Genomic DNA, 11,319 nt, shown 5'->3' on the forward strand with positions numbered 1-11,319 from the left:
GCCGCGTCAGCCGTATCGAAAAGCCCGCACTCGGATCGTTCGAGTGCGGGCTTTTTTGCGCCGAAACGTTCTGGAAGCGAGGGGCGGCGCGTGGGATCGCGTGACGCCGGATCGTCGCGGCGCACCGGTGGAGCGCCGGACGCGCGGCGCCCGCTGACAATCCGCCGCGCGTGCGCTAGCATCGCGGTCGATGTCACCGCCGCACGGTGACCGATGCGAACGGGGCGCAGCAACGCACCGGCTTCCAGAACATCAACGAACAACAAGGAGCATCCATGCGTGTCTCGACCGGTCTGCTGTGTGTGCTGGCGCTGGCGGCGAACGTCGCCCATGCGCAGGCGAATTGTGCCGACGCGACGGATCAGGCGGCGATGACGGCATGCGCCGATCGCGCGTACAAGAAATCCGACGGGGAACTGAACCGGACCTACCAGGCCATCACCGCGCGCCTGCGCGATGCGCGGTCGTTGGCCGACAAACTCGTGAATGCGCAGCGTGCCTGGATCGCGTACCGCGATGCCGAATGCAACTTCTCCAGCGCGAACGCCGAGGGCGGCAGTGCGTACCCGATGGTCGTGTCGACCTGCCTGGACGATCTGACGAAAGCGCGCACCGAAACGCTGAAGGGTTATCTGTCGTGCGAGGAAGGCGATCTCGCGTGCCCGGTGCCGGCCAAGTAAGCGTCGTGCGCCGCCCGGTCCAACGCGTGCCGCGCGGCCGGGCGACACACGCCATCCGCTGCCGGACGTCGTCCGTTACACGTCGTCCGTTTCGTCGAGCAGCTTGTGCCGCATCGCGTAACGCACCAGCGCCGCTTCGTGCGGCATCTGCATCTTTTCCAGAATCCGCGTCTTGTACGTGCTGACCGTCTTCGCGCTCACGCACAGCGCGTTCGCGATCTCGGTCAGCGTCTGGCCGACGGCAATGCGCCGGAACACGTCGAATTCGCGGTCGGACAGCCGCTGGTGCGGCAGCGTCTCGGCCGGCTCGTTCAGGCTCTGCGCGAACTGCTCGGCCATCGCGAGGCTCACGTAGACGCCGCCCGACGCCACCTTCGTGACCGCGCCGACCAGCTCGGCGCTCGCGCTTTCCTTCGTCAGATAGCCCGATGCGCCGGCGCGGAACGCGCGCACCGCGTATTGCTGCTCCGCGTGCATGGTCAGCACGAGCACGCGCAGCGCGGGCTTCTCGTCCTTGATCTGCTTGATCAGCTCGACGCCGTTGCGGCCCGGCATCGACAGGTCGAGCACGAGCACCTGCGCGGGCGTGGCGCGCACGAGCGCGATCGTCGACGGCCCGTCGCAGGCTTCGCCGGCCACCTCGAATCCGGTGGCGTTCTGGAGGATGTGCCGCAGACCGTCGCGTACGAGCGTATGGTCGTCGGCGATGAGCACCTTGATCATGTGATGAGCGTTTCCTGTTGGACGGAACCGAGCGGGAACGCGACGGTGATCGAGAAGCCGCGCGCGAGCGCGGTGTCGATCGTCACGGTGCCGCCCAGCATGTGGGCGCGTTCGCGAATGCCGATCAGGCCGAACGATTTGTCTTCGTGGGCCGGGCCGCCGGGCGCGGAGCCGCGGCCGTTGTCCGCGACGCGCAACACGCAGACGCCTTCCTCGACGTCGAGCCGCAGCGCGACGCGCGTCGCATTCGCATGGCGCGCGACGTTCGTCAGCGCTTCCTGGACAATCCGGAACAATGTGGTCGCGCCCGCGCTGGTGAACGTGAGGCCGCCGGTCTCGATGTGCCGCTCGACGTCGATCCCGTAGCGGTTCGTGAAATCGTTCGCGAGCCATTCGATCGCGGGCACGAGGCCGAGATCGTCGAGCATCACCGGCCGCAGGTCGGCCGCGATGCGCCGCACCGACGCGACCGTCGCGTCGATCAGCCGCCGCATGCCCTGCAGGTGCGACAGCAGGCCCGCGTCGGGCTGCGTGCGGCCGGGCACGCGCAACTGCTGCTCGACCACCGACAGATCCATCTTCAGCGCGGTGAGCTGCTGGCCGAGGTCGTCGTGCAGTTCGCGTGCAATGCGGGTCTTTTCCGCTTCGCGCACGTTCTGCAGGTTCGCCGACAGTTCGCGCAGTTCCTCGCGCGACAGCTTCAGCGCGTTTTCCGCGCGCTGCCGCTCGGTGATGTCGCGCAGCATCACCGTGTAGAGCTTGCCCGACGCATCGCGGATCTGCGAGATCGACGCCTCGATCGGGAACTCCTCGCCGTTGGCGCGCAGCCCGAACAGCACCCGCTGGCGGCCCATCTGCCGCTCGGACACGCCCGTCACGCCGAACTGGTCGACGTGCTTCGCATGCGCGGCGCGGAACCGTTCCGGGATGAAGCGCGACAGCGGCGCACCGATCGCCTCCATCGCGGATACGCCGAACACCTGCTCGGCCATCGGATTGAAGATCACGACCGTCTGCTTTTCGTCGATCGTGATGATCGCTTCCATCGACGAGCGGATGATGCCCATCATCCGCGCTTCGTTGAGGATGCCGCGGCTGCTCGCGCCGGAATCGGCGTGGCCGGCGCGGCCGCGCAGCAGCGCATGGACGAGCACCGCGAACGCGATCGACGCGATCAACCCTGCGGCGAGCACGGTGCCGGCCGCGCGTTGCGCGCCGGTCGCGCTCGGGCGGCCGTCCGCGGAATAGGCGAGCGTCAGCACGGTGCCGCCGAAACTGAACTCGTCGGTGCGGCGCATCAGGTCGGGCGATGCCGATGCCTCGTCGGTCGTCGTTTCGACGCTGGCGATCGTGCGCCGATCGCCGCCGGCGCTCATCCGTACGTCGATGCCGCGTTCGGCATCGAGCGCACGCTCGATCAGGCGCCGCGGGCTCAACGCGGCGAACAGCACCCCGTCGGCGCCGGCGTCGCGCACGCCGGACGGCGTGGCGGCCACATGCGGCGTCGCGGCCACCGGCAGGAACAGCGTGAAGGTGCGGGCGTCGCGCGACGTGTCGTCGTCGTCCGGGTGGACGCCGAGCGCGATGTCGCCGGCCCGCAGCGCACGCGCGAGCGGCGCCGCGTCGGACGCGCCGAAGCGCACGACGGGCGCATTCGACGCCGGCGCGCTGAGTGCGGCGGTCGCGAGCGTGCCGGGCGGGAGCGGCTTCGCGCCGGCGAGGGCGGTGCGCGTGGCGGGCGGCAACGGCGCGTAGCCGATCTGGCGGACCGGCGAGCGGCCGCTGTCGAGATCGAGCGTATCCGCATACCGGCGCCATTGCTCGGGCGTCATGTCCGGGACGAGGCTGAATGCGCCGCGCGCGCCTTCGAGCACGGCCGCGCCGGATTGCAGCTCGTGGCGCAGCATCGCGCTCACGTGCGCGGTGCGGCGTTCGAAACGCGTGTGGACGGCGCCTTGCCACTGCTCGCGCACGAGCAGCGCGACGCCGAGCGACAGCGCCGCGCCGGCGCACAGGGTAACGATGCCGGCGGCGAAGGGCTGGCGTAACATGATCTGGAGTCGCGCGGGCCCTCGGGCGTCACGCGTCGGGGTTCCCGTGGCGGTCATTCGATGGCCATTCTGTTGTCGGGGCCGCCCCCTGGCACCGGGGACAGCGCGGCAGAACCGGGTCATATTCGCACCGGCTGCATGCAACGTCTATTTTCAAGATGAAATTGTGCGCGATTTACACGCTTTATGTAATGGGGGCAGCAGAAATTGCGGCAACCGGCGTGAAGCAGCGGGCGCGCCGGTCGCGCTTGACGCGCATCAACGGGCGCGTCGGCGTGTGAGGCAGACTGTTCGGCAAGCCTTCCGGCACCGGGCTGGGAGGCGATGACGGGCCGCCGTCGCGCAACGCGCGATGGATGCCCGGTCGGAGGGACGGACCATGTACAAGCGGATTTTCGTCGGGCTCGACGGCAGCCCGAGCGCGCGTCTCGCGCTGAACGAGGCGATCCGGATCGCGGCTGCGTCCGGCGGTGAAGTCACCTGCGCGTATGTCGTCGAACACCGGCCGCAGCTCGTCGACGTCGATGCCGGCTTCGCGGCCGAGCGCGACGGCGATGCGGCCGCGACCGAAGCCGCGACGCCGGTGCTCGACGACGCGAAGGCGGCGCTCGCGCAGCAGCATGTGCGCGGCACCGTGCGTGCGCTCGACGCCTACGGCGAGGATGTCGCCGCGGTGCTGATGCGCACGGCGGCCGAAGCCGACGCCGACCTGATCGTGATGGGCACGAGCGGGCGGCACGGCCTGCGCCGACTGCTGCTCGGCAGCGTCGCCGAATCGCTGCTGCGCGCGGCCGACCGGCCCGTGCTGCTGGTGCGGCACGCCGAGCCCGGCGCGACGGCGGCGGCGTGACGCACGCGGCAAGGCGCCGACGCGCGAGCGGCCGCGGCCGGTGACCGTCGCGCGGATTCGACTGACCACACGTGTGATGAAGCGGCAACGCGCGACGCACGGCGCGCGTGAGCGCGGGCGTCGTTGCCGTCCGCTTCCCTCGCATGGCCGGCTGAACGCGGGCAGCACCCGATGCGCGCAATCGCGCGCGTGGTTGCATCCGGACACGCAGTTCTGGCAGCATCGACCGGTGTTCGCCTGTTCGCCGTGCGCATGGCCGCGGCGATCGATACAGCGGCATCCGGCGGTACGCGGCGGCATTCGCGACGAGCGAAGCGACGCTGCGCGCCGGATGCCCGGTTCCCTCCCTTGCCGACGTCATCCGCCATGCCGATTTCCGCGACCGACCTGATTCGCCAGTTCGACCTGCAGCCGCATCCCGAAGGCGGCTATTTCCGCGAAACCTACCGTGCGACCGATTCGGTCGTGCGTCCGGCCGACGGCGCGCCGCGCGCCGCGTCGACCGCGATCTACTACCTGTTGTGCGACGGCGCGTATTCGTCGTGGCACCGGATCCGTTCCGACGAAGTCTGGCATTTCTACGCGGGCGATCCGATCGAAGTGTGGGTGCTCGACGAGCACGACGGGCTGACGATCCACCGGCTCGGCAACCCGCTCACGCATCCGGGCACCGTATTCCAGGCGGTCGTGCGCTCCGGCAGCTGGTTCGGCGCGCGCTGCGCGGCGCCGGAGCACGTCGCGCTCGTCGGCTGCACGGTGGCGCCGGGCTTCGAATTCGCGGAATTCGAGCTGGCCGACGCGGCCGCGCTGGCGGCCGCGTTTCCCGACTACGCGGAACACGTCGCGCAGCTCGCGCCGCGCACGGACACCTGACGGTCACGGCGGGGCAACCGTCGGCGCGACGCGCGTGGCGACGGGGCGTGTTCCGCGCGAGCGCAGCCAAACCCGTTTAGAATGCCCGTCATGCACAGGTCGGCTGCGGACGTGCCGCAGCGGCCGTTGCACAAGCCGTACCGACACCTCCCGTCGCGCGGCCGCATCTCTTCCAGGAGCGCCGCCGTGTGGCACTTTCCCATCGCTATTCCATCGTCGCTCGGCCCGTGGGCCGTGTTCGCGAGCGTGTTGATCACGCAGCTCGGCGTGCCGGTGCCGGCCGTGCCGATGCTGATTCTCGGCGGCACGATGGCGGCCATGGGGCAGGCGTCCTGGGTCAGCATGTTCGCGGCGGCGATCGGCGCGACGATGCTGGCCGATTCGTTGTGGTTCTTCATGGGCCGCACGCGCGGCCGGCGCCTGCTGAACGGCCTCGTGCGCTTCTCGCTGTCGCTCGACACGACGCTGCGCTTCGCGCGTAACGTATTCGAAAGGTACGGTGCGCCGCTGCTCGTGCTGTCCAAGTTCCTGCCGGGCCTCGGCCTCGTGTCGGCGCCGCTGCTCGGCACGACCGCCATTGGCGTCGGCGTGTTCCTGTTCTGGGATCTGGCCGGCGCGTCGCTGTGGGCGGCGTTCTGGCTGATCGGCGGCGCGGCCATTCATGACCAGATCGTCCAGTTCGTGCTCTGGGTGCGCGCGAGCGGCGGCACGATCCTCGATGCGTTCCTCGCGATCTTCGTCACGTTCCTGCTGTACCGCTGGGTGCGTCGCGTGCAATTCCGCCGCTATCTCGCGCAGGTTCGCATCTCGCCGCCGCAGCTCGTCGAGATGATGACGTCGGACGAGCCGCCGCTGATCTTCGACGCGCGGCCGAAGGCGATTCGCGAGCGCGAACCGTACCGGATCGCCGGCGCGGTGCCGGTCGATCTCGATTCGCCGGACCTGCTCGACCCGGAAGTGCTGAAACGGCCGATCGTCGTCTATTGCGTGTGCCCGAACGAGGCCACCGCGAAACGCCTGATCGCGAAGATGCAGCGCAAGAAGATGATCCACAACATCCGCGCGCTGAAGGGCGGGCTCGATGCGTGGGAAAAGCACGGGTACCCGGTCGAGCCGCTGCCGGCCGATCTCGATGCGTCGCGTTATTTCGTGCGCCCGGATCACGGCGCGCTCGAAGGCGAATATACGGTGCGCGCGACGTTGTCGAAATAAATCAGCGCCCCCGAAACACGCCGATCCGAATTCCACCACCGTTTTCACGCCTCCGCGATTTTTACGAAAATCGGCTGGCGTGAAACCGCCGATTCTCCATATAATCCCGCCTGCATATTGAGTGCGCCTGATTGCGCACATTCGACGCGTGTTCGTTCACGCCGAAAACGATGGGTCCCGTCGCCGTCCGTCATGCGCACAGCCGCGTCACACGGGCCGCACGGGCGTATTCCGTGAAACGCCCAATCCATTTTCCGGATTGTTACGGAAAATACCGTTAATCCGCGGCAATTCCAGTCGGATTGACGCTGCATTCGTGTCATTTCTTATTTTGAAAATGACGGCGGTGATTATTTCGTTTTCGGCATGCCGGATCGGCATGAACGGTCGCGCATTGCATCGACAATGACGGCGGCCGTTCACGGCTGCCAGGAGACGGACTTGAAACAACCAGAAGACCAGTTGCACCGCGGGCTGGAGGAGCGGCACATCAACCTGATGGCGCTGGGCGCGACGATCGGCGTCGGCCTGTTCCTCGGCTCGGCCACCGCGATCCGCGTCGCCGGCCCGGCCATCCTGCTGACCTACCTGCTGGGCGGCATCGCGATTTTCCTGATCATGCGCGCCCTCGGCGAGATGGCGATCGCCAATCCGGTCGCCGGTGCGTTCAGCCGCTACGCGCGCGACTACCTAGGCCCGCTCGCCGGCTACCTGACCGGCTGGACCTACTGGTTCGTGTGGATCGTCACCTGCATGGCGGAAATCACGGCTGTCGGCGTCTACATGCACATGTGGTTCCCCGGCGTGCCGAACTGGATCTGGGCGCTCGCGGCGCTCATGGCGATGGGCTCGGTGAACTTCATCGCGGTCAAGCTGTACGGTGAATTCGAGTTCTGGTTCGCGCTGATCAAGATCGTCACGATCGTGCTGATGATCATCGGCGGCGGATTGATGATCGCGTTCGGAATCGGCAACGGCGGGATCGCGATCGGCATCTCGAACCTGTGGGCGCACGGCGGGTTCATGCCGAACGGCATCCACGGCGTGGTCGCCGCGCTGCCGATCGTGATGTTCGCGTATCTCGGCGTCGAAATGCTCGGCCTCACCGCCGGCGAGGCGCGCAATCCCGAGAAGTCGCTGACGAAGGCCGTGAACTCGGTGTTCTGGCGCGTGCTGATTTTCTACATCGGCGCGCTGTTCGTGATCATGTCGCTCTATCCGTGGGATCAGATCGGCACGCAGGGCAGCCCGTTCGTGATGACGTTCTCGCGGCTCGGCATCCCGGCCGCCGCCGGCATCATCAACTTCGTCGTGCTGACCGCGGCGCTGTCGTCGTGCAACAGCGGCCTGTTCAGCACCGCGCGGATGCTCTACAACCTCGCGCAGCAGGGCCAGGCGCCGAGCACGCTCGGCAAGGTCAACCGCAACGGCGTGCCGGTGTATGGCGTGATCGTGTCGGTCGCGCTGCTGTTGATCGGCGTGCTGCTCAACTATCTCGCGCCGCAGCACGTGTTCACGTGGCTCACGTCGGTGTCGACGTTCGGTGCGATCTGGACGTGGTGCGTGATCCTGATCGCGCAGATGCGCTTTCGGCGCACGCTGTCGGCCGAACGGATCGCGCGCCTGCCGATCCGCGTGCCGTTCTATCCGCTCGGTTCGTTCGTCGCGCTCGCGTTCCTCGCGCTGGTCGTCGTGCTGATGGCGTTCACGCCCGACACGCGCGTCGCGCTCGTGATCGGGCCGGTGTGGATCGTGCTGCTCGGCATCGCGTATGCGCTGTTCTACGCGAACCGTCCGGCGGCATCGGTGCCGACGAAGTCGTAAGCGGCACGGGCCGGGCCCGCGCGACCGTTGATCGCGATCATGCGCACGCGGGCCGGACGTCCTATGCTGAACGCATCGATTGTCCGCGCTTCGCGTGACATCCCGCCGATCCTCGCGACCGCGGCGGCCGCGCGGCCGCCGCACGCCGCAGCCGCGCGAAGCTCCCGTCGTCGTTCCGCGACGACGCGCACGCACGGAGGCCTCCGCCATGCAGCCTGCCCAGCCCATCCCGACGCTCGCGCGGATCGCGCTAGCCGTCGATCCGACGCCCGAATCGCTGTCCGCCGCGCGCTACGCGCGCTCGCTGCTGCGCCCCGGCATGCGATTGCGCATCGTCTGCGCGATCGACAATCCGCGCCTCGTGTTGCCCGACATCCCGCGCATCGACGCGTTGCTGAGTTCCGCGCGGGAGGAGCTGATGCGCGAAGCGCAAACGATCAACGAACGGATCGCGGCGCTGTTCGCCGATTCGGGCATCGAGGTCGAGCAGGCCGTCGTCGACACGTCGGTGACGGGCGGCTCGGTGGCCGATGCACTGGTGAGCGATACGTCGGCATGGCGCGCGGACGTGCTGGTGGTCGGCGCGAATCCGCACCACGGGCTGTTGCGGCTCGTCGAAGGCGCGATGTCGGACACGCTGACGGCGCGTGCGCGCTGCGCGCTGCTGATCGTGCCGGGCGCCTATGCGCGGCCGTCGGACGGCGCACTGCAGCGTCTGATGTTCGCGGTCGACGGCAGCGAGCCGTCGCTGCACGCGGTGCGCGTCGGGCTCGGCTTCGCGGCGCCGACGACGTTGCTGTATGCGGCCTACGTGATCGACCGTGCGGTTCGTCTGACCGATATCGTGCCGGTGCGCGCGCTCGAGGATGCGTATCGCGCGGAGGGCGAGGATGCGCTCGCGAAGATCGGCCCGATGTTCCATGCGACCGGGAACCCGACCAAGCGCGGTGTCGTCGAAACCCGCCCGACGAGCGACGACGTTGCCCACGCGCTGATGCGCGACGCCGTGCACTGGCGTGCCGAACTGCTGGTGGTCGGCACGCACGGCCGACGCGGCCTCGCCGCCTGGCTGATCGGCAGCGTTGCGCGCCGCGTCGCGCATCTCGCACAGGTGCCGGTGCTGCTCGTGCGGGGTGCCGGGTAAATCGCGCGATGTCCAGATCGAAGCGGGCTTCGGTTGACCTGCATCAGAAACGGCGCGCGTCGTGCGTGAGACATTGTCGAAACACCCGGCAACGTCGCCGGTCTGTCGTGCAGGTATCACGCAGCCACGCGCACTGCGCAGAGCTGCGATCAACGGTGCCTGCATCGGCATGGCATCACATCAGTTTCAGGAGCCGCGACGTGCGATGCACGCCGCGTCATCCGATCGGGAACTCTCTGGCACGAGGGTAGGCAGCCAACGGCTGCCTTGGAGGACGGGCGGGGTGCAAGTCACCCCGTCCGCTTTCCGCGTTCGTGTCGTCGTTGGCCCCGTCCGGACTGCTTTCCTCGCAGGCATCGTCGTCAGTCGTCGTCGCGTCCGTATCGAATGGTGCGTGACGATGCGCGATGGCATGCGATGGCACGCGTTGGCGCACAGTTGCGCCAACGCGGATCGGTGATGGTCGCGGCATGCGCACCGCTACCGTCGCACTGGCACGGCGTGCGGCGTGCGCTACCGAAGTTGCGCAGTGCGCAACCGCTGCATGGCGTCGTGCCGTGCAGCGGCGGTTCGCACTTTCAGGTGGAGCGAAGCATTGCGCGCAGGTCGTGCCGTCGGGCCGTGCTGCGGCGCGCCCGCAGGCGCTGGTGCGCGACATGCAGCGGCGCGCATGCGCTGCACGTGCGGTTGCGCAGGCGGTTCGCATGCGGCCAGCCGGCGCGTGCGTTGCGGCGCGGCTCCGCGGCAAGCGGCGCGTCGGGTTCGGCGCGCGCACGGATCGCCGCGGCGAACCGTTGCAACGCGAGCACCGAGCCCGCGACGCTCTGGTATTTTTCGCGGCCGATCTGCCCGTCGAGCGTGACGAGCAAGCCGGCCTCGCGTGCGAGCGCCAGCAAGGTATCGAGATCGTCGGACGGCCGGTTGCCGGTCGGCTCGGCCCGGGCGGGCAGGGCGCGCGAATTGCCCGGCGCGCGCCGCTGGCCGCCCCGGCCCGGGAAGTTGCGATGTGTCATGGTAGGTCTCCCTGCGCCGGGCCCCGCATGCCGGCTCGACGGCCGGCTGGGCGATGACCCGCATGAACGTTTCGTTCATGTCTCCAGTATCGTGCGGCGACCGTGGGCTGCCAAGCAGCGCGTGCCGAAGTCGCTGTCAGGGATTACGCGGTGCGTATCGGAATCCGCTGACACGCGGGCGACCTCGGCAGCCCGGGCGAGGGTCCGGCCCGTTCATTCCGACGAATGGGCCGCGCGTGGCAGACGTCGCTTGACGCATGATTTCGGCCGGTCTAAGTTCGCGAATGCATCGGCGTCGCGCGGCGTTCCATCGTTCGCCCGCCGGCCGGTGCCGCCCCCGGGGTGGGGCGGCAGGGCTTCCAGTCTCGTTCGCGTGCAGTTCGGCGCGGCGAATCACGCGCGGCCGGTTCGGGAACGAATCGGCACGGCGGCACGCAACGTGCCGTTGATCGCGCGCAAACTTGCGTCGGCGCATCGTACGCCGCGCTGTCATTCAGTCTTCAAGCATCCGGTACCTTCTTCTTTTCGTTCCTCGACCGTCAGGAGTCCGTCGATGTCCAAGGACAATTTGCTCGATTCACTCAAGGAAGCCGCCCGACAGCGTGCGATCGGTTCGGATCAGTTGCGAGCGATGCTCGACGACGAAGTGCGCGCGCTGTCGTCCGATGCGCGGGTGCACGATTACATCCATGTGTTCGCGATCCGGCACCTGCGCGACCGGATGCGTCAGCAGGACGAACTCGACCGCGATACGCTGCGGGCCGACGCCCCTTCGGCGGAAAACGATCCGCGTCCGAGCCATCGTCTGTGACGGGGTGCGCTGCGGGCGTGACGCGATCCGCCATTCGGCCCTGATCGATCGTCATGCCTGTGCGGGCGACGAACCGCCCCGTTGCAACGCCCATTCTTATGGCCGTGCCCGGGTTTCCCGGACCCGTCGCCGCACCCG

General features: G+C 68.5%; 10 protein-coding genes. 7 read left to right on the forward strand and 3 right to left on the reverse strand.

All coding sequences use genetic code 11. The features are described from left to right. The first annotated feature begins 275 nt into the window (after positions 1-275). The gene (locus WJ16_RS25855; RefSeq protein WP_069261135.1) at positions 276-680 is read left to right on the forward strand and encodes a lysozyme inhibitor LprI family protein; all 405 of its coding nucleotides are present in this window, start codon (positions 276-278) and stop codon (positions 678-680) included. Positions 681-755: 75 nt separating this feature from the next. Here the strand turns inward: WJ16_RS25855 and WJ16_RS25860 are convergent, their stop codons facing one another. Both WJ16_RS25860 and WJ16_RS25865 read right to left on the reverse strand, forming a co-directional pair. Further along, positions 756-1,403, reverse strand: coding sequence for a response regulator (locus tag WJ16_RS25860; RefSeq protein WP_069259881.1), 648 nt, complete (start codon positions 1,401-1,403; stop codon positions 756-758). After that, the gene (locus WJ16_RS25865; RefSeq protein ID WP_069259882.1) at positions 1,400-3,511 is read right to left on the reverse strand and encodes a PAS domain-containing sensor histidine kinase; all 2,112 of its coding nucleotides are present in this window, start codon (positions 3,509-3,511) and stop codon (positions 1,400-1,402) included. The genes WJ16_RS25860 and WJ16_RS25865 overlap by 4 nt, the downstream gene beginning before the upstream one ends. A 322-nt stretch (positions 3,512-3,833) precedes the next feature. Here WJ16_RS25865 and WJ16_RS25870 point away from each other — a divergent pair, with 322 nt between their 5' ends. The 5 genes from WJ16_RS25870 to WJ16_RS25890 all read left to right on the forward strand — a co-directional run bounded on the left by WJ16_RS25870 (position 3,834) and on the right by WJ16_RS25890 (position 9,357). After that, complete coding sequence (locus WJ16_RS25870; RefSeq protein WP_069259883.1) at positions 3,834-4,304, forward strand: universal stress protein; 471 nt, start codon at positions 3,834-3,836, stop codon at positions 4,302-4,304. 366 nt (positions 4,305-4,670) lie between these two features. Then, positions 4,671-5,177 (forward strand): cupin domain-containing protein, encoded by a 507-nt coding sequence (locus WJ16_RS25875; protein WP_069259884.1) that lies wholly within the window; start codon positions 4,671-4,673, stop codon positions 5,175-5,177. A gap of 186 nt (positions 5,178-5,363) precedes the next feature. Continuing rightward, a complete protein-coding gene (locus WJ16_RS25880; RefSeq protein WP_069259885.1) occupies positions 5,364-6,389 on the forward strand; it encodes a DedA family protein/thiosulfate sulfurtransferase GlpE in 1,026 nt (341 codons plus the stop codon). Positions 6,390-6,794: 405 nt separating this feature from the next. Next, positions 6,795-8,213 (forward strand): amino acid permease, encoded by a 1,419-nt coding sequence (locus tag WJ16_RS25885; RefSeq protein WP_069259886.1) that lies wholly within the window; start codon positions 6,795-6,797, stop codon positions 8,211-8,213. Positions 8,214-8,421: 208 nt separating this feature from the next. Beyond that, positions 8,422-9,357, forward strand: coding sequence for a universal stress protein (locus WJ16_RS25890; protein ID WP_069259887.1), 936 nt, complete (start codon positions 8,422-8,424; stop codon positions 9,355-9,357). Between the two features lie 578 nt (positions 9,358-9,935). Here the strand turns inward: WJ16_RS25890 and WJ16_RS25895 are convergent. Next, positions 9,936-10,370, reverse strand: a complete 435-nt coding sequence (locus tag WJ16_RS25895) for a hypothetical protein (RefSeq protein WP_069259888.1) — start codon at positions 10,368-10,370, stop codon at positions 9,936-9,938. A gap of 553 nt (positions 10,371-10,923) precedes the next feature. Between WJ16_RS25895 and WJ16_RS25900 the strand changes: the two genes are divergently transcribed. Continuing rightward, positions 10,924-11,181, forward strand: coding sequence for a DUF3562 domain-containing protein (locus WJ16_RS25900; protein ID WP_069259889.1), 258 nt, complete (start codon positions 10,924-10,926; stop codon positions 11,179-11,181). Positions 11,182-11,319: the final 138 nt, after the last annotated feature.

This window comes from Burkholderia metallica (assembly GCF_001718555.1).
GTDB classification, from domain to species: Bacteria; Pseudomonadota; Gammaproteobacteria; order Burkholderiales; family Burkholderiaceae; genus Burkholderia; species Burkholderia metallica.